Annotated in this window: 17 protein-coding genes; 6 read left to right on the top strand and 11 right to left on the bottom strand. The window is 68.2% G+C overall.

What is annotated here, in order from left to right:
- Window positions 1-107: 107 nt before the first annotated feature.
- Complete coding sequence (locus HB681_RS10675) at window positions 108-2,084, top strand: prolyl oligopeptidase family serine peptidase (RefSeq protein ID WP_213954781.1); 1,977 nt, start codon at window positions 108-110, stop codon at window positions 2,082-2,084.
- Here the strand turns inward: HB681_RS10675 and HB681_RS10670 are convergent.
- The 11 genes from HB681_RS10670 to HB681_RS10620 all read right to left on the bottom strand — a co-directional run bounded on the left by HB681_RS10670 (window position 2,018) and on the right by HB681_RS10620 (window position 12,374).
- On the bottom strand, window positions 2,018-3,022 hold the full coding sequence (locus HB681_RS10670) for a vWA domain-containing protein (protein ID WP_213954780.1): 1,005 nt from the start codon (window positions 3,020-3,022) through the stop codon (window positions 2,018-2,020). The genes HB681_RS10675 and HB681_RS10670 overlap by 67 nt on opposite strands.
- On the bottom strand, window positions 3,019-3,564 hold the full coding sequence (locus HB681_RS10665; RefSeq protein ID WP_213954779.1) for an MxaK protein: 546 nt from the start codon (window positions 3,562-3,564) through the stop codon (window positions 3,019-3,021). Before HB681_RS10665 ends, HB681_RS10670 begins: the two co-directional genes overlap by 4 nt.
- Window positions 3,555-4,589: a vWA domain-containing protein gene (locus HB681_RS10660; protein ID WP_213954778.1), complete on the bottom strand. Its 1,035-nt coding sequence runs from the start codon at window positions 4,587-4,589 to the stop codon at window positions 3,555-3,557. Before HB681_RS10660 ends, HB681_RS10665 begins: the two co-directional genes overlap by 10 nt.
- A gap of 55 nt (window positions 4,590-4,644) precedes the next feature.
- Entirely contained in the window at window positions 4,645-5,604 is a 960-nt protein-coding gene (locus HB681_RS10655; protein WP_213954777.1) for a hypothetical protein, read from the bottom strand.
- Window positions 5,605-5,675: 71 nt separating this feature from the next.
- Window positions 5,676-6,533, bottom strand: coding sequence for a DUF58 domain-containing protein (locus tag HB681_RS10650; protein WP_213954776.1), 858 nt, complete (start codon window positions 6,531-6,533; stop codon window positions 5,676-5,678).
- Window positions 6,534-6,545: 12 nt separating this feature from the next.
- Window positions 6,546-7,568 carry a MoxR family ATPase gene (locus tag HB681_RS10645; protein ID WP_213954775.1) on the bottom strand — a complete coding sequence of 341 codons (1,023 nt, stop codon included), beginning with the start codon at window positions 7,566-7,568 and terminating at the stop codon, window positions 6,546-6,548.
- Window positions 7,569-7,611: 43 nt separating this feature from the next.
- Entirely contained in the window at window positions 7,612-8,604 is a 993-nt protein-coding gene (locus tag HB681_RS10640; RefSeq protein ID WP_213954774.1) for a tripartite tricarboxylate transporter substrate-binding protein, read from the bottom strand.
- Window positions 8,601-9,395 (bottom strand): ABC transporter permease, encoded by a 795-nt coding sequence (locus HB681_RS10635; RefSeq protein WP_256354049.1) that lies wholly within the window; start codon window positions 9,393-9,395, stop codon window positions 8,601-8,603. Before HB681_RS10635 ends, HB681_RS10640 begins: the two co-directional genes overlap by 4 nt.
- A 74-nt stretch (window positions 9,396-9,469) precedes the next feature.
- Window positions 9,470-10,651, bottom strand: a complete 1,182-nt coding sequence (locus HB681_RS10630; RefSeq protein ID WP_213954772.1) for an ABC transporter substrate-binding protein — start codon at window positions 10,649-10,651, stop codon at window positions 9,470-9,472.
- A complete protein-coding gene (locus tag HB681_RS10625; protein ID WP_213954955.1) occupies window positions 10,648-11,607 on the bottom strand; it encodes a PQQ-dependent catabolism-associated beta-propeller protein in 960 nt (319 codons plus the stop codon). The genes HB681_RS10630 and HB681_RS10625 overlap by 4 nt, the downstream gene beginning before the upstream one ends.
- A gap of 26 nt (window positions 11,608-11,633) precedes the next feature.
- Window positions 11,634-12,374: an ABC transporter ATP-binding protein gene (locus tag HB681_RS10620; RefSeq protein WP_213954954.1), complete on the bottom strand. Its 741-nt coding sequence runs from the start codon at window positions 12,372-12,374 to the stop codon at window positions 11,634-11,636.
- A gap of 606 nt (window positions 12,375-12,980) precedes the next feature.
- Here HB681_RS10620 and HB681_RS10615 point away from each other — a divergent pair.
- From HB681_RS10615 to HB681_RS10595, 5 genes are all read left to right on the top strand, one after another.
- Window positions 12,981-14,801, top strand: a complete 1,821-nt coding sequence (locus tag HB681_RS10615; RefSeq protein WP_213954771.1) for a methanol/ethanol family PQQ-dependent dehydrogenase — start codon at window positions 12,981-12,983, stop codon at window positions 14,799-14,801.
- A 176-nt stretch (window positions 14,802-14,977) separates the two neighbouring features.
- Window positions 14,978-15,331, top strand: coding sequence for a cytochrome c (locus HB681_RS10610; protein ID WP_256354050.1), 354 nt, complete (start codon window positions 14,978-14,980; stop codon window positions 15,329-15,331).
- Complete coding sequence (locus HB681_RS10605; protein ID WP_213954769.1) at window positions 15,328-16,182, top strand: substrate-binding domain-containing protein; 855 nt, start codon at window positions 15,328-15,330, stop codon at window positions 16,180-16,182. The genes HB681_RS10610 and HB681_RS10605 overlap by 4 nt, the downstream gene beginning before the upstream one ends.
- Before the next feature lie 14 nt (window positions 16,183-16,196).
- Window positions 16,197-16,874, top strand: a complete 678-nt coding sequence (locus HB681_RS10600; RefSeq protein ID WP_213954768.1) for a hypothetical protein — start codon at window positions 16,197-16,199, stop codon at window positions 16,872-16,874.
- On the top strand, window positions 16,875-17,279 hold the full coding sequence (locus HB681_RS10595) for a hypothetical protein (protein WP_256734906.1): 405 nt from the start codon (window positions 16,875-16,877) through the stop codon (window positions 17,277-17,279). It begins immediately after the preceding gene.
- Window positions 17,280-17,311 lie beyond the last annotated feature (32 nt).

The following is a 17,311-nucleotide window of genomic DNA, read 5'->3' as shown; positions in this document are numbered from 1 at the left end:
GCAGCCCGCCGCTGGCATCCCGCATCCGCGCGGCAGGCGTCCATTCGTAGCATCATTCGCGCCTCCCTCCTCTGCGGCGATCGTTCGCCAACGCAACTGCAATGTCCATGCCCAACCCGACCGATGCGCCCTACGGAAGCTGGTCGTCCCCCATCACGTCCGCGCTGGTGGCCAGCGAGACCATCACCCTCGCCGATGTGCTGCTGGACGGCGGCGAGGTCTGCTGGGTCGAGGCCCGACCGCAGGAGGCAGGGCGGCATGTGCTGGTCCGCCGCGCGCAGGATGGGTCGAATGTGGATGTGACGCCGCTGGCTCATTCCGTGCGCACGCGGGTGCATGAATACGGCGGCGCAGCGGCGCTGGTGGTGGACGGAACCGCCTGCTTCAGCGACTTCGCGGACCAGCGGCTGTACCGCCTCGACAAGGGCGGCAGGCCCGTGCCGCTGACGCCGGGTGCCGAGCTGGGCGCGCCCCGCGCCGCGCTCCGGTACGCCTGTGGCCTTGTCGACACGCAGCGCCGCCTCTGGATCGGCGTGCGCGAGGATCACCGCGAGGCCGCCGGCGAAGCGATCAACACCATCGTGGCGCTGGATCTCGATTCGGAAAGCGCCGGCGCGGTGCTGGTGCAGGGGCATGACTTCTTCGCCGCGCCACGCTTGAGTCCCGACGGCCGCCGCCTCGCCTGGCTTGCGTGGGACCACCCACGCATGCCGTGGGAGGGCACCGAACTCTGGGTCGCGGAATTCGACGGCGCCACGCTGCGCAACCCGACCTTGATCGCCGGCGGCCCGGGCGAGTCGGTGTTCCAGCCGGAGTGGTCGCCTGATGGCGTGCTGTACTTCGTCTCGGATCGTCCGGGGTGGTGGAACCTGCACCGGGCCGAGGCCGGCGGGCATGTCGTCAACGTGTGCCCGATGGCGGCGGAGTTCGGCCGGCCGCAATGGGCGCTGGGCATGTCGACCTATGCACTCCTGTCGGCGAGCGAGGCGGTCTGCAGCTACATCGAAGGTGGCGTCGGCAAGCTCGCGCTGCTGGACCTCCTCAGCGGCGCTCTGACCCGCTTCGACCTGCCCTATGCCGACTATTCCGCGCTTCGCGCGCACGGCGGGAAAGTGGTCTTCAAGGCCGGTGCGCCGACGCTTGCGACCGCGATCGTCGAACTGGATCCCCGCACCGGCACCGCCACCGTGCTCCGCCAGTCCGGCACGCTGGCCGACGACCCCGCCATCCGCCGGCACTTGTCCGCCCCTCGGTCGATCGAGTTCCCGACGCCGCGCGGACCCACGGCCTTCGCCCAGTTCTATCCACCCACCAACGCGGACCATCGCGCGCCGGACGGGGAACGCCCGCCGCTGCTGGTCCGCTGCCATGGCGGCCCGACCTCCTCCGCATCCGCCCTGCTCGACCTGCGCACGCAGTTCTGGACCAGCCGCGGCGTCGCGGTGGTGGACGTCGACTACGGCGGCAGCGCTGGCTACGGCCGCGCCTACCGCGAGCGCCTGCACGGCATGTGGGGCATCGTCGATGTCGAGGACTGCGCTGCCGCGGCACGTCATCTCGTCGACCAGGCCTGGGTCGACGGCGAGCGGATCATGATCACCGGGACCAGCGCCGGCGGCTTCACCGCATTGGCCTGCCTGACCAGTGCCGATGCGACGGTGCGGGAAACCTTCAAGGCTGGCGGCAGCCACTACGGCGTCAGCGACCTGGCGGCGCTGGCGCGGGACACGCACAAGTTCGAGTCGCGCTACCTCGACTGGCTGGTCGCGCCGTACGCGGAGGGAAGCACGGTCTACGCCGAGCGCTCCCCGGTCCGCAATGCCGACAGGCTCGCTGCGCCGGTCGCGTTCTTCCAGGGCGCGGAGGACAAGATCGTTCCACCGGGCCAGACCGAGTCGATGGTCAGGGCGCTGCGCCAGAAAGGCATCACCACGCAGTACCTGCTGTTCGCAGGCGAGCAGCACGGTTTCAGGCAGGGCATGAACATCGCGTGGGCGCTGGACGCCGAGTTCTACTTCTACGAGACCCTGGTTTTCAGGCCAGCCCGCGAAGCCCGCCGCCGAAACAGCAACGGCACCGCATAGCGCAGCAGCAGCAGCCCGAACGCCACCGCCCCCAGCATGCCGGCCAGGCTGGAACGGGCCGGCTCCGGCCGGGCCAGCGCAGGCGAGGTCAGGGCTTGCGCCAGTCGCTCGGGCGATTGCAGCCGAACGAATTCGAGCCCCTGCTCCCCCGCCAGCAAGCGCAGGTAGGTCTCGCGCAACGCCGACAGGTGTTCAGTGCCCGGCGTGGCGCCGAGCGTGGGCGCGCTGGTTCCCACCGTGTCGTCGACCATCGTCTCCGAACGCACGCTGGCATTGCGGCCCTGGCTGCGCAGGTCGGTCTGCGCCACCTCGTCGGCGCGCCAGAAGCCGAGCGGCCGGCCCTCGGGGTCGGTCTTGGGAATCGGCGACGGGCGCAGGTCGCCCACGCCGACGACCAGGCCCGTCACGTCGCCCGGCTTGTCGTCGAAGGCCGGGCGGTAGTGCGGGTTCAGCGGAGGCGCCTCCTGGCCGTCGGTGATGAACACGAGCGATGGCTTGTCTGGCAGCAGCTTGGCAATGCCGATGGCGCTGTGCAGCCCCTTGGCGATCTCGCTGTTGCCCGACCAGGCCATGCGCGTGTCGATGCGCGCCAGCGTGGAGCGCAGTTCCTTCAGGTTGGCACAGACCTCGATGGGCGACAGCAGCAGCAAGGCACGGTATTCGGTGAACACCGCCCAGCCGACCTTGGAGCCGCACGGCAGTTGCAGCAGCGACTGGCGCAGCGCCTGCTTGGCGAAGTCCAGCCGCGACGCCGGCTCGCCGTCGATCCGCTCGTCGAGCACGTTCATGCTCTGGGTCACGTCGATGACGACGACATGATCGACCAGCGGACGCTGCGTCATCACCGCCGGATCGAACAGGCTGGCGGCCAACACCGCCGCCGCCAGCGCCAGCAGCCCGCGATCGGCCTGATGCCACCACGCAGGGTGGGCCGTCATGGCAGGCCCGGGGAGAAGCCGCGCATCGTCGTGGCCGCGCGTTCGGCGTTGCGCTGGGTGTCGGGTGGCGCGAGGTCGAGTTCGTCGGGGTCGGGCAGCAGGCGCTGGGCGCGTTCGAGGTTGTAGCGCGCATCCCAGCGACCGGGTTCCACGCGCAGCACGTCGCGGTATATCTCCTTGGCCAGTTCGATGAGCGGAATGGCCTTGCCGGGCTCGGCGCCGCCTTGCATCGCGATCGCCTGCCGCACCAGCAGGTTGGCGCTGTTGTAGCGGGCGGCCTGGCCCAGTGGCGTGTCGTCTTCCAGGCTGCGGTAGAGATGCAGCGCGGCTTCCTGCTCGCCCGACTCGTCCTGCGCATGGGCCTGCGCGAAGCGCACCTGCGGCGGCGCATCCTTGGTGTCGGCGGGCAGCGCGCCCGAGGCAATGACGTCGTTCCAGCGGTGCTGGCGCCAGACGAGCGCGCCGTCGACCATCGCCGCCGCCGCCAGCACGGCCAGCAGGCCCCACACCATGCGCGTGCGCCGCCGCAGCTTCACGACCATCGCCGCAACTCCGAGAGGTTGGCCGCCAGCAACAGCAGCACGCAGCCCAGGGCCAGGCCCAGGACCGGCATGCGCAGTTCGCGCTGCGGCACGGTGTCGAGGTAGGTGATCGGCAGGTTCTCGAGCCGGTTCACCGCCTCGATGGCAGCCTTCAGCGCCGCCGGATCGTGCGCCTCGTACGCGCGGTACGGCGTGCCCAGTTGCTCGAAGAAGCGGTGCAGCGCGTACTCCGGCACGGCGTCGATGTTCGACGGCGTCTCGCCCCTCTCCAGCACCAGGCCCGGGCTGTTGCTCGAACGCAGGTAGATCCAGTAGACCGCTACGCGCAGCTTGCGCGCCATGTAGGTGATGCGCTCCTTGGCGTCGGGGTCGAGCCGGTCGCCGCCGTCGGAGACCAGCATCACGATGCGCGAGCCGGTGTAGGGCTCGTCCTCGAAGTACGACAGCGCCGACTGCATCGCCAGGCCGATGTTCGTCTCCGACAGGCCGCGCCCGATGTCGCCTGCCGAGATGGCGGCCTGGATGGCCTCGTCCTTGGACGTGAAGTCCAGCACGCGGATCGGCAAGGTGCTGAAGACGATCATGCCGAAGCGGTCGTCCGGCCGCTTGGCCGCGAACTCCGCCAGCAACTGGCGCGCGACCTTGCCCTTGGGCACGAGGTTGTTCCTCTGCCGCATGTAGTAGTCGATCGCCTCCGGGCCGGTGCCCTTCACCGCGCCCGCCGGCACCCCGCCGAAGCCCTGGTCCATGCTGCGGCTGCGGTCGAGCACCAGCACGATTTCCGCGCCCTTGCCGACGCGCTCCACCTCGTACTCCGGCAGATGCGGCCCCGCCATGCCGAGCAGCGATGCGGCCAACGCCAGCGCGCCGATGCCGCGCAGCGCCCAGCCGAGCAGGTCGGAGGCGCGGTCATGCGGCATTTGCGCGGCCCAGGTGTTGGCGAGCGCGCCGCCGGTGCGCGCCAGCAAGGGCAGCGCGGCCAGCGGCAGCAGCCACTGCAGCCAGGGATGGTCGAAGCTCACCATGGACGCTCCGTCCGGCGCACGGCACCGGCATCCGTCCGCGGGCCGGCGCTGCGCCTCATGCGGAACCTCGCTCGGCATCGCGGCAGCGGCGGCAGAAGTCGATGAGCCAGGCGCGGTCCGCCGCCGCGTCTCCTCCCGCGCCGAAAAACTCGACACGCGACCGCTCGAAGAAGGCGGCCAGGTCCGCGCGCAGCGGCGCGAAGCGCGGACGCGCCAGCACGAAGCGGTCGACACCCTGCTCGAAAACCACCTCGCCCATCGATTGGTTCAAGGCTGCGTGAAGGCGCTGGTAGCCCTCGCGCCACTGGGCATCCGGGCTCGCGGGCGTGAGCCCCCGCAGCGTGCGCCACGCCATCGTGAACGGCCGGTGCGCGCGGCCCCACCACGGCAGGCCGATGTACACGTGGGCCAGCCAGGCCAGCAGCGCCAACGCGGCGCAGCCATAGGCAATGAGGCGATAGCGCCCGGGGCGGGTGTCGAGCAGCAGCGGCGCGGCGTCGGGCTGCAACTCCCCCAGGCCGCGCCGTGACGCCACATCGACCGGCACCAGCGGCGACACGGTCACCGGCCAGGACTCGATGCGAAGCTCCTGCGCGCGCGGCTCGCCCTTGAAGCGCAAGGTGAAGCTCGGCATCTCCAGCGTCCGCGGCTCCGGCGGCGACAGGAACACCTGGTAGGCCAGCCTGAACTCCAGGCGCCGCCCGCCGGAGAGCCCGCTGCCGTGCCGTTCGATGCTGCGCAGTTCCAGCGCATTGCCGCGCGCGCCCGGACGCGGCACGCTGGTCTCGTCCAGCGTCAGGCCGTCCGGCTGGTCGACCGTGACCGTGCGCGAAACCATGTCGCCGACCTGGTAGCCGAAGGCGCGGGGGTCGGAGGTGCTCGCTTCGAGCTGCGGCGCGGCAAGCACCGTCGAGCAGACCATCGATGCGGCCCACGCCAGTGCCCAGCCCTTGCGCCGCCCGTTCAGGAACTCCGACCGCGACACGCCGCTGGACACCGCCAACTGAACCGGCATATCCGTGCCGCTGCGAGCGCCCCCTGCAACGAGGGTGCGCGCGCGAAGCGAGCGGAGCCTGGAGGTGAGCGTCATTGCATGAAGTGCCGCGTCACCGCATCGGCATCGAAGGCGCCCTCGATGAACAGCGGCTTGAGCCGGTCGGCCCGGAACAGATGCAGCAGCGCCTCGCGCCGCTGCTCCTGCGCCGCGCGCCATCTGTCGCGCAATGCAGGCCGCCACCACACCAGCCGGCGCCGCCCGCTCTCCGGATCCATCACATTCGCAAGGCCGCGCTGCGCCGTCAGGCTGAATTCGATCGGGTCCCACAGCACGACGGGTACCACCTCGTGATGCGCCATCGAGGCGATCAGCGCCTCGACTTCCGGCAGCGGCAAGTGGAAATCGGACACCAGGAACACCAGCGCCCGCTGCCGCCCCAGGTAGCGCGATGCCGACAGCAGTCCGCGCGCCGACTCGCCCTCCAGCGCCAGCCCACGCAGCGCCTGCGCCAGCGTCGCGCCCACGCCGCGCATGCGCGTCGGCGGCAGCAGCACGTCGTCACGCACCGCCGCGTCGCAACCCACGAAGCCGAAGCTGTCCCCCGTGCGCCAGGCCGACCACGCCAGGCTGTCGACGAAATCCGCCAGCACGTCGAGCTTGCGGCGCGTGCCGGCGAACCCCATCGACGCCGACAGGTCCGCCACCACCACCACCGGGATCGACTTGCGCTGGCTGTAGACCCGCACCACCCAGTTGCCGAAGGGGTCGCGCAGGCTCGCATGCAGGTCGAGTCGGCGCGGGTCGGGCGCGTCGAGCAGCGAGGCATGGCCCCGGAACTCGAAGCCGCTCTCGCCCCGCGTGCTGCGGTGATGGCCTGGGAAATGACCCATGGCCGGCGTGGCGAAGCGGTAGTGCACCTCGCGCGCGTTGGGCGCCTGCTGCGTCACCGCATCCGCCTTTCAGGGCGCGGCCACGCTGGCCATGATGCCGCTCATGAGCCGGCCCGAGATCTCCTGCCGGCGCATCTCGTACACCGGCTGGTAGCACAGGCGATGGGCGATGGTCTCGACGAAGACGGCCTGCACATCCTCCGGCGCCACATAGTCGCGCCCGTCCAGCCAAGCCGCCACGCGCGCGGCGCGCATCAGGAGGCTCATGCCGCGCGGACTGGCGCCGGCCAGCATCAGTTGCGCGGTGTCCACGTCGGACAGGCGAACGCCGTAGTCGGCCGGCACCGAGGTCGCGCGCCAGAGGTTCAGCGCATAGGCCTGCAGTGCGTCCGACGCCTGCACGCCGCGCTGGATCAGCTCCGAGACCTGGTTGAGTTCCTCATACGCGACCAGCGCGCTGGCCAGTGCGCCGACCAGCCGGTCGGTGTCGTGGAAGCGCGGGTCGAACATCAGTTGACGGCGCTCGGCATCGTCGGCGGGTGCGTCGATGGTCACTTCCATCATGAAGCGGTCGCGCGCCGCCGCAGATATCTCGAAGGTCTCCTCGCGCTCGACGCGGTTGCGGTCGGCGAACACCAGCAGGTGTGGAAAACGGAACTCGCGGTTGAATGCCGACACGCTGCGCTCGGCCATCACCCGCAGCAGCAGCGAATGCACCTGCGGCCGTGCGCGGTTGATCTCGTTGAAGAAAAAGATCGCGAGGTTCTCGCCGTGCCGGATCAGCGGGCCGGGCTCGACCGCCGGCTTGCCCTCGGCGCTGATGTAGGTGTAGTAGATGAGGTCGTTGGGCATCAGGTCGATGGTGCCCTCGGTGCGCCCGAAGTCGCCGCCCAGCACCTGCGCGAAGGCGCGCAGCAGCGTGGTCTTGCCGACGCCGACATCGCCTTGCAGCAGCACATGGCCGCGCGCGAACACGGCGGTGTTGATGAGGCGAATCGCCCTCGCCTGCCCGATCACCGCCTTCGCCACTTCGGACTCGAGCGCCAGCGCCCGCTGCCGCCAATCGCTCATCACCGCATCGTTTCGATCCATTCGTCCTTCTCCCGTTGTGACGAAGCCTGGCACCTGGGCGCGCTCAGTTGACCGCGCCGCGCACACCGCCGAGGCGCTCGGCCGCCGCGCGCTCCTTGGCGAACTCCGCACGGCAAGCCCTCGCATAGTCCGCCGGCCCGAGATAGGCGAGTTCCTGGTCGTACTTGGCCAGGTCCTCGATGAAGCGCGGATCGAACATCGCCTTCTTGAAGGCGTCGTGCAGCACGGCCACGACGCTGGGCGGCACCCCGCGCGGGCCGGCCAGCCCGTACGGCGACATGGCCACGATGTCGAAGCCCAGCTCCTGCAGCGTGGGCACCTCCGGCCAGCGTTTGGAGCGCCGGGCCGAGAACGTCGCCAGCAGCCGCATGCGGCCCGCATCCACTTCGGGGCCGAAGCCGCTGGAATTGACGCCCACCAGCACCTGGCCAGACTCGACGGCCAGCGTCAGCTCGGAGGTGCCTTTGTACGGGACATGGATGTAGCGCAGCCCGCGCTCGGTGAACAGCGTTTCCAGCACGAGGTGCGGCGTGGTGCCGACGCCGTTGGTGGCGATGCTCAGCTCGCCCGGCCGGTCGCGTGCGAAGGCGAACAGGTCGTCGAGCGACCGGAACCGGCTATCGCTGGCGACCAGCACGCCGAAGGTGACGCCGGAGATCTGGATGATGGGCGTGATGTCGCGCACCGGATCCCACTGCACCTTGTGCGTGAAGGGCGCGCGGAACACGGGCTGCGGTATCTGCGCGATGGTGTATCCGTTGGGTTCGGACTGGGTCAGCAAGCCCATGGCCATCGTGCCGCCGGCGCCAGGGCGGTTGCTGACCACGACCGGCTGGCCAAGGGCGGGCCCCGCGAGTTCAGCCAGCAGGCGCAGCGAAAGATCGGTGGCGGCGCCCGCGGCCCAGGGCACCCACAGCATCACCGGGCGGATGGGGAAAGGCTCGGACCGCGCTGCCCCGGCGGCGTTCACGAACGGCAGGGCCGTCAGCGCACCCGCCGCCGCACTCACCAGCAGCCGTCGGCGCCCGGCGTTCACGGCGGGCCTCCACGCTTGGTCAGCCCGCCGAAGCCGCGCTGCGGGTCGTATCCCCAGCAGGCCACGAAGAAGAAGACGAACAGGCAGCCCAGCACCACCCACGGGGCGGCACCGGGGTCCTTGCCGTAGAGCGCGAAGCGGATCCATTCGACGGCATGCGTGAACGGGTTGAAGCGCGCCAGCTGGTAGACCCATTCGGCGCCCGACTCCTGCAGCTTCCACAGCGGGTAGAGCGCAGTCGACATGAAGTACATCGGGAAGATCACGAAGTTCATCGTGCCGGCAAAGTTCTCGAGCTGCTTGATGTAGACCGACAGCAACAGGCCGAGCGCGCCCAGCATCAGCGCGCCGCACACGAGCGCCAGCAGCGCATGCAGGCCGGCCAGCGAGAAAAGCGGAAGGTCGGTGCCGACCAGCATCGCGACGACGATGAAAGCCAGCGCCTGCAACACCGACAGCAAGGCCGTCGCGCACAGCTTGCAGAACAGCAGCCAGGCGCGCGGCAGGGGCGCGGTGAGCAGCAGCCGCATCAGGCCCATCTCACGGTCGTAGACCATTGCAAGCGAGGACTGCATGCCGTTGAACAGCAGCACCATGCCGACCAGGCCTGGCGCGATGTAGACGTCATACGGGATGTAGGTGTCGTAGGGCTCGACGATGGCCACGCCGAAGACGTTGCGAAAGCCCGCTGCGAAGACCGCCAGCCACAGCAGCGGGCGGACCAGCGCGGACACAAGGCGGCCGGTCTGCTGCGAGAACTTGATGAGTTCGCGCATGACGATGGCGCGCATGGCCTGCAGCGCGTGCGCAATGCCGCGGCGCGGCGCCGTGTCGTCTGCGGCTTCCACCGTCGTGCTGGCGGGGGTCATCGCGTCACCTTGCATTTCTTCTCCGGCGCATCCGCGCCCAGCGTGTCCAGCACGTTGCTGGGGTGCAGCAGGCCGTCGATCGGCGCCTGCGAGATCACGCCCTGGCCGTCGGTCAGCAGGACGGTCTGGCGCAGTTGCCCGTCCCAGGGGCGAAAGCTCAGGCTGGTGCCCTTGGAGCCGTCGATCGGCGTCTTGGCGAGCGCCTGCGCCCAGTTGGCCACCGGCCCCTTGGGCGCCGCGATGGCCGCCGCCACCAGCGCCTTCCCGGCCATCCACGCCGCCCAGTCGCTGGCAGTCATCGGCCGGCCGACAGCCTTGGCGAAGCGGCGCGACACCTGCGGCGCGCCGTAGCGCTCGAATTGCGCGTGCCAGGCCACTGCCACCAGCCCCGCGTCACCCACCACCGGCCGCGGCAGCACGATGCGGTACGGCAGGGTGCGCGCGAATTCGCCGTCGCTGTCGACCACCCAGACCGCGTCGTAGGTGCTGCCGGCCGTCAGCAGCAGCGGGTTGGCCAGGTCGCGCTCGCGCGGGTCGGCGGACAGCTTGAAGGGCTTGGTCGCCACCACCTGCAGGCCGTAGCGCTTGATCGACGCCTGGACCGTGGCGGCGCGCAACTGGTCCTGCGCACTCTGCCCCACCAGCAGCAACAGCTTGTTCCATTTGCGTGACACAAGGGTTTGCGCCAAGGCATCGGCGCGCATGCGTTCGCTCGGCAGGATGTGGAACAGGCGCGCCCGGCAATCCTGCTCGCGCAGGCTGTCGGCCGGGTCGCCGATGTTGATGACCGGCACCTTCACCGCGTCCGCGACGGCCAGCGTCCAGTCGGTCGGCAGGTCGGTGAGCAGGACTGCCGCGCCGGCCTTCTCCGCGGCCTGGGCGGCCGTTCGGGCGGCCGCCAGCGAGTCGGCCGGCTGGCTCGTCAGCGCCACGCCGGCATCGACCGCCTGGAGTTCGAATTCGCTTTCCTCCAGCGCGACCTGCAAGCCGTCGTTCGCGGGGCCGTCGGTATGGCCCAGGAAATGACGCTCGACAAGCGAGCGCTCCAGCCGGGGGTCATCGGCCGGAACGATCAAGGTGGCCTTCAGCGGCGTGACCGCGCCGGCCGCACCCGCCACGCTCGCGCCCAGCGCCGCCACCAGCAGCGCCAAACCCACGCGGCAGGCTCGCCCCTTCATTCCACCACCACCAGGCCGTAGGGAACGCGCCCGACCGGGATGCTCTTGAGCGGCTTGGCACCGGCCACGTCGACCACCGTCACGTCGTCGCTCAGGCCGTTCACCACATAGAGCCGCGCCTCGGCCTTGTCGAGCGTGAGGTTCCATGCCCGCTTGCCGACCAGCACGAGATTCGTGACCTTGCGCTGCGCCACGTCGACGAAGGCCACGTGGTTGGCCCGGCCCAGCGCCACGAAGGCGCGCTTGCCGTCTTGCGAGATCTGGATGCCGACCGGCGTGATGTCCTCGGCGCGCGCGCCCTTGACCTCGAAGTTGACAGTGGCGATCACAGACTGGCTGGCCGTGTCGATGACGCTGACGCTGGCATCGAGTTCGTTGGTCACCCACAGTTCCTTGCCGTCGGGCGTGAAGGCCAGGCGGCGCGGCCGCTTGCCGACCTTGACGTTCTTCACCACCTTGGCGGTGGCGACGTCGATGACGTGGACCAGGCTCGCCACCTCGGACGTGACGTACAGCGTCTTGCCGTCCGCGCTGACCTTGACGCCCTCGGGCTCCTTGCCGACCTTGACCGACTTGACCACCTTGCCGGTGGCCGCATCGACGAAGCTGGTGGCGCCCTCGTCCTCGTTGGAGACGTAGATGGTCTTGCCGTCCGGCGAGATGTCGAAGGCTTCGGGCTCATCGCCGAGCGGTATGCGGCGCACCGACTTGCCGGTGGCGGGGTCGATCACGTCGGCGGCGTTGGAGTCGGTGCAGGCGACCATGATCATGTGCTCCGGCGTCATCTGGATGTGGCGGCCGCGCTTGCAGGTGGGGATGGTGCCTTTCACCGTGAGCGTGGCCAGGTCGATCATGGTGAGCGCCTGGTCCTTCTCGCTCGACACATAGGCCGTGCCCTGGGCCATCGCGGCCCCGCCCATGCACAGCCCCAGCGCCACCGCGCCCGCACCGGCCATGCGCTTGCCCCACACACCAACGTCATTCATGTACTCGTCTCCTTTTGTCTGGTCTCGTTCGTGCGCGAGATGAAGCCTGCTTCCAGCGTCGGCCCGCCCAGCGCCTGCGTCACCTCGGCCGGCGTGCCGTCGCACAACAGCTCGCCCTTGTGCAGCACCAGCACGCGGTCGGCGCCCTCGGCCTCACCCACCAGATGGGTGGCCCACAGCACGCCCACGCCGCGCTCCTTCACGTCGGCACGCAGCGCACGCATCAGGTCCTGGCGCGACTTGGGGTCCAGCCCCACCGTGGCTTCGTCCATCAGCAGCACGGAGGGTCGATGCAGCAAGGCACGCACAAGTTCCACCTTGCGCCGGTTGCCGCCGGAGAGTTCGCGCACCTTGCGGTCGAGGTTGGGCTCGATGCCGAGGCGGGCGCAGTCGGCCTCGATCCGCTGCACCGCCAGGCGCCGCGGCAAGCCGTGCAGGTCCGCCTGGAACAGCAGGTTGCGCCGGATGCTGAGGTCCAGGTCGAGCGAGATCTGCTGGAACACCACGCCGATGTGACGCAGCGCCGCTGTCGCCGAGCGGCCCAGCGAATGGCCCGCCACCTCGACCTCGCCCTCGTCCGCCGCGAACAGCCCCGTGAGCACCTGGAACAGCGTCGACTTGCCGGCGCCGTTCGGGCCCAGCAGCGCGACGAATTGCCCCGACGCCAGGCTCAATGAAAGTCCCTTCAATGCCACGCGTGCGCCGTACCGTTTGGTCAGGCCGGTGGTCCGGAGCATGGTCTTCGAAAGTGTCTCTGGCATTGATCGGTTGTCGTGGTCGGTCAAGGCAATCCGCATTGGACTGCTGCATTCTTGTTGGCGAGTGAGGGCCGGCCACAGGGCGGATGCGGAGCCTCCATCAAGCAATACCCGCGCCCATGGTTTTTCTGCCGCCGTCGCATGCGTCGTCTGCCTCCGGATGACACCGTTGCCGGTGAAACACTCTGTGTCGAAAGTGGTTGCCACATTTCTGATGCAGCACCCACCGACCGATGCTGCGGCCATTGGCCGGATCGCACTTCATGGTGAACCCTGAGAGCGCTGCGATCCAGGCGCGGGCCCGCGCTGCGCGCCAGCGTCGCGCGACTCGCACGCCAGTCGCCCGGCGTGACCTGCGATCCCCCGCAAACAGGTCCCTTGGCTAGGGTTTCCCCTCGCAATGTGCTTCAGCACGGCGCATGCGCGGGCGGCAACTCATCGTTGCAAGACGCCACGAATGCGGCGTCCTGAAGCAGGCGCGCAACTTGCATTTACTTCGCTGGCCGGCTTCGTCGAGTTGCTCGGCAGGCGCCTGTTTGCGGTTGGTGCGGGCAGGCTCTGATGTTCCAAAACAAGGAGACTTCGATGCGATTTTCCGGGCACTTACTAGGGCGCACCTGGCGCCTGCTGGCGGCGGCGCTACTTGCGGTGCCGGCATTGGCGCATGCCAATGCCGATGTCGAGAAAAATATCGCCAACTCGAAGAATTGGGCGATGCAGGCTGGCGACATGTACAACCAGCGCTACAGCAAGCTCAAGCAGATCAACACGGGCAACGTCGGCAAGATGCAGGTCGCGTGGATGTTCTCCACCGGCGTGCTGCGCGGCCATGAAGGCTCGCCGCTGGTGATCGACGGGACGATGTACCTGCACTCGCCCTTCCCCAACAAGGTCTTCGCGATCGACCTCGACACGCAGAAGATCATCTGGAAGTACGAGCCCAAGCAGGATCCGGCTGTGATCCCGCAGATGTGCTGCGACACCGTGTACCGCGGCCTGGCGTATGCAGAGGGCAAGGTCCTGCTGCAACAGGCCGACAGCAACCTGGTCGCGCTCGACGCCAAGACCGGCAAGGTGATCTGGACCGTCAAGAACGGCGACCCGAAGCTCGGCGCGGTCAACACCAATGCGCCGCACGTCTTCAAGGACAAGGTCATCACCGGCATCAGCGGCGGCGAATGGGGCGTGCGCGGCTTCATCGCAGCCTACAACCTGAGCGACGGCAAGCTGGCCTGGAAGGGCTACAGCGTCGGACCCGATGCAGAAATGCTGATGGACCCGCAGAAGACCATGACCTGGACCGACGGCAAGATGGCGCCGGTGGGCCCCGACTCCTCGCTGAAGACCTGGAAGGGCGACCAGTGGAAGATCGGCGGCGGCACCACCTGGGGCTGGTACAGCTACGACAAGGCGCTCAACCTGATGTACTACGGCTCGGGCAATCCGTCGACGTGGAATCCGTCGCAGCGGCCCGGTGACAACAAGTGGTCGATGACCATCTGGGCGCGTGACGTGGACACCGGCATGGCCAAGTGGGTCTACCAGATGACGCCCTTCGACGAATGGGACTTTGACGGCGTGAACGAAATGATCCTGGCCGACATCGACGTCAAGGGCAAGCCCACCAAGGCGCTCGTGCACTTCGACCGCAACGGCTTCGCCTACACGATGGACCGCGTGACGGGTGCGCTGCTGGTTGCCGAAAAGTATGACCCGAACGTCAATTGGGCCACCAACGTCGACATGAAGACCGGCCGCCCGCAAGTGGTTGCGAAGTACTCGACGGCGCAGAACGGACCGGACGTCAACAGCAAGGGCATCTGCCCGGCAGCCTTGGGAAGCAAGGACCAGCAGCCTGCGTCCTACGACCCTGAAACCAAGCTCTTCTACGTGCCGACCAACCACGTCTGCATGGACTACGAGCCGTTCAAGGTCGAGTACACGGCCGGCCAGCCATATGTGGGCGCGACGCTCTCGATGTTCCCGGCGCCGAACAGCCATGGCGGCATGGGCAACTTCATCTCCTGGAACGCCGGCACCGGCAAGATCGTGCAGAGCCACCCCGAGAAGTTCTCGGTGTGGAGCGGCTCGCTCAACACCGCGGGTGGCCTGTCGTGCTACGGCACGCTGGAGGGCTACCTGAAGTGCGTGGACAAGAAGAACATCAACAAGGAACTCTTCAAGTTCAAGACGCCGTCCGGGATCATCGGCAACGTGTTCAGCTATGAGCACAAGGGCAAGCAGTACATCGGCGTGTTCTCGGGCATTGGCGGCTGGGCCGGCATCGGCATGGCAGCGGGCCTCGAGAAGGACCAGGACGGCCTGGGCGCAGTGGGCGGCTACCGCGAGCTCAACCAGTACACGGAGCTGGGCGGCTCCTTGACAGTCTTCGCGCTGCCGAACTGAGCGCGTTGAACGCAGGGTAAGTACCGGGGAACCACGAGCCCCCGACCCTGTTCTCATACCGAAGAGGGGCAGCTGGCACCTACTGGCTGCCCCTCTTTTCAATTGATCGAAAACAGGGCTGAATAGAAATCATGAGACTGAAAATCGCGTTGATCGGCGCTTGCGCGCTGTTGTGCATGGGTGGTGCCGTTGCGGCTCACGCGGAAGACAAACCGTACAAGGTGGTGGACGGCTACAAGGTCGACAGCGAGACCATGAAGGGCTTCCGGGCCTGGCGTGCCGCGGCCTGCGACCGGTGCCATGGGGCCAACCAGGAAGGCCTCGTCGGGCCATCGCTGGTCAACAGCCTCAAGACCCTGACCAAGGACGAGTTCGTCAAGACCGTGACCAACGGTCGGCTGGACAAGGGCATGCAGAGCTTCGGCAACAGCCCGGTCGTCATGGACAACATCAATCAGCTCTACGCATATCTCAAAGGCCGATCCGATGGCGCCATCACCCGCGCCAAGGTCGAAGAAATGCCCAAATGAACGGCATCCGCGCGCTGGCCCTCGCCGCCCTGCCCCTGACCTTGCTGGCAACCGGCGCGGTGGCGCAGGACAAGCCCGCACCGCGCACTGCGCTGCGCGTCTGCCAGGACCCGAACAACCTGCCCTTCTCCAACGTCAAGGGCGAGGGCATCGAGAACAAGATTGCCGAACTGTTCGGCAAGTCGATGGGGCTGCCGGTCGTCTACTACTCCTTCCCGCAGCGCCTGGCCTTCATCCGCAACACCTTGCGCTTCAAGTTGCCGGACCAGGACTACCCCTGCGACATCGTGATTGGCGTGCCAGCGGGCTATGACCAGGTGTCCGTCACCAAGCCCTACTACCGCTCGACCTATGCGCTGGTGTTCGCCAAGGGCAAGGGCATGGACCAGGTCGCGTCGACCGAGGACTTCCTCAAGCTCGACCCGGCCACATTGTCCAAGCTGCGCATCGGCATCTACGACCGGTCGCCCGCATCGGCATGGCTCAGCAAGCACCGGCTCACGGATCAGGGCGTGCCCTACCAGACCATGAACGCCGACCCCGACCAATACCCCGGCGAGATCATCGAGAAGGACCTTGCCGCGGGCAAGATCGATGTCGCCATCGTCTGGGGCCCCATCGGCGGCTATTACGCCTCGCGCATCAAGACGCCTGCGCTGGTGGTGGTGCCGATGAAGTCCGAGCCCGGCGTCCAGTTCGACTACCAGATCGCGATGGGCGTGCGCTACGGCGAGCGCGAATGGAAGCAGCAGGTCGAGGGCCTGATCGAATCGAACCGGCCGCAGATCATGGCCATCCTGAAGGAGTACGGCGTTCCGGTCGTCGACGCGTCGTACGAGGCACCGAAGTAGCCGCGGTGCTGCCGATGAAAGCATTTCCTGCCCTGGCGCTGGTCGGGTTCCTGGCGGCAGCATCCCCCGCCTTGGCCGCGACGGACTTTTCAGCCGCCGAGCAGGCGGTCTTCATGGACAACCACCTGGGCAGCCTGCAACCGCCGCTCACGCTGCACTACGTCTTCCACAAGACCGGAACGCTGGAGGAAGCCTTCGACGACAAGGTCGACTTGAAGCTGACGGCGCAGCCCGACGGCAGCTGCTGCGCAGCGGACGCGCAGTTCTTCAGCGGCAAGCGCGCCGTTGCCGAACCCGCCGTCGAAGGCGCCAAGGGCAACCCGGCCATCCTGTACTTCCTCGAACGCGACATCAAGGAGATGCAGCGCCTGACGAAGGGCCAGCCCAACTACTTCCGCAAGCGCATCCGCATGGCGGTCTACCAGGGCGCGACGGTGCGCGACCTCACCTTGCCGTACAAGGGCAAGCCGGTGGCTGTGAAGGAGTTCAGCATCACGCCCTACCTCGATGACCCGAACCGCTCGCGCTTCGAGAAGCTGGCCAACAAGTCCTACGTCTTCCTGATGTCCAGCGCAGTCCCCGGGGGGCTCTACGGCATCCGCACCCGGATCAACGCCGAATCGGCCAGCGATGCGCCGCTCATCGTCGAGGAAATGCTGCTCGACGGCGCCGGACCCCCGCCCAAACCCTGAATGCCTGCGTCGAACACCATGCCCAAGCTGAACCCCTTCCTGCCCTCCGCGCTGGCCCTCGGCGCGCTCCTGCTGGGCGTCGGCGCCGCGAATGCCGCCGCCCCCGTCAATGACTTCCCGACCGTGGACCGGGTGCTGTATGTGCAGGAGTGCATGCGGGCGCATCCGGGGTCGAACTTCGAGATGACCAACAAGTGCTCCTGCGCGCTCGATGCGCTGGCCGGTTCCGTGAAGTACAAGGACTACGTGACGATGAGCACCATCGTCAAGGCCATGTCCATCGGCGGCGAGCGTGGCGGCGCCATACGCGACGTGCCGTCGTACGAGCCCGAGGTCAAGCGCTACAAGGCCCTGCAGACGAAGGCTGAACAAGGATGCTTCCTCGGCGCTGCGGACGCGAAGTAGCCGGGTGATGTGATGGCAGGGAGCGGGTTGCC

This window comes from Variovorax sp. dw_954, assembly GCF_018449755.1.
Classification (GTDB): Bacteria; Pseudomonadota; Gammaproteobacteria; order Burkholderiales; family Burkholderiaceae_C; genus Variovorax.
Note: the sequence above shows the minus strand (reverse complement) of the source record. Positions and strands in the feature narration are given on the sequence as shown.

Excerpts from the sequence above, each read along its gene's own strand:
- HB681_RS10665 (WP_213954779.1), bottom strand. The coding sequence starts at position 3,564 with ATGGTCGTGAAGCTGCGGCGGCGCACGCGCATGGTGTGGGGCCTGCTG.
- HB681_RS10615 (WP_213954771.1), top strand. The coding sequence starts at position 12,981 with ATGCGATTTTCCGGGCACTTACTAGGGCGCACCTGGCGCCTGCTGGCG.
- HB681_RS10670 (WP_213954780.1), bottom strand. The coding sequence starts at position 3,022 with ATGACGGCCCACCCTGCGTGGTGGCATCAGGCCGATCGCGGGCTGCTG.
- HB681_RS10595 (WP_256734906.1), top strand. The coding sequence starts at position 16,875 with ATGCCTGCGTCGAACACCATGCCCAAGCTGAACCCCTTCCTGCCCTCC.
- HB681_RS10655 (WP_213954777.1), bottom strand. The coding sequence starts at position 5,604 with ATGCCGGTTCAGTTGGCGGTGTCCAGCGGCGTGTCGCGGTCGGAGTTC.
- HB681_RS10620 (WP_213954954.1), bottom strand. The coding sequence starts at position 12,374 with ATGCTCCGGACCACCGGCCTGACCAAACGGTACGGCGCACGCGTGGCA.
- HB681_RS10610 (WP_256354050.1), top strand. The coding sequence starts at position 14,978 with ATGGGTGGTGCCGTTGCGGCTCACGCGGAAGACAAACCGTACAAGGTG.
- HB681_RS10630 (WP_213954772.1), bottom strand. The coding sequence starts at position 10,651 with ATGAAGGGGCGAGCCTGCCGCGTGGGTTTGGCGCTGCTGGTGGCGGCG.
- HB681_RS10635 (WP_256354049.1), bottom strand. The coding sequence starts at position 9,395 with ATGCGCGCCATCGTCATGCGCGAACTCATCAAGTTCTCGCAGCAGACC.
- HB681_RS10645 (WP_213954775.1), bottom strand. The coding sequence starts at position 7,568 with ATGGATCGAAACGATGCGGTGATGAGCGATTGGCGGCAGCGGGCGCTG.
- HB681_RS10600 (WP_213954768.1), top strand. The coding sequence starts at position 16,197 with ATGAAAGCATTTCCTGCCCTGGCGCTGGTCGGGTTCCTGGCGGCAGCA.
- HB681_RS10675 (WP_213954781.1), top strand. The coding sequence starts at position 108 with ATGCCCAACCCGACCGATGCGCCCTACGGAAGCTGGTCGTCCCCCATC.
- HB681_RS10625 (WP_213954955.1), bottom strand. The coding sequence starts at position 11,607 with ATGGCCGGTGCGGGCGCGGTGGCGCTGGGGCTGTGCATGGGCGGGGCC.
- HB681_RS10660 (WP_213954778.1), bottom strand. The coding sequence starts at position 4,589 with ATGGTGAGCTTCGACCATCCCTGGCTGCAGTGGCTGCTGCCGCTGGCC.
- HB681_RS10605 (WP_213954769.1), top strand. The coding sequence starts at position 15,328 with ATGAACGGCATCCGCGCGCTGGCCCTCGCCGCCCTGCCCCTGACCTTG.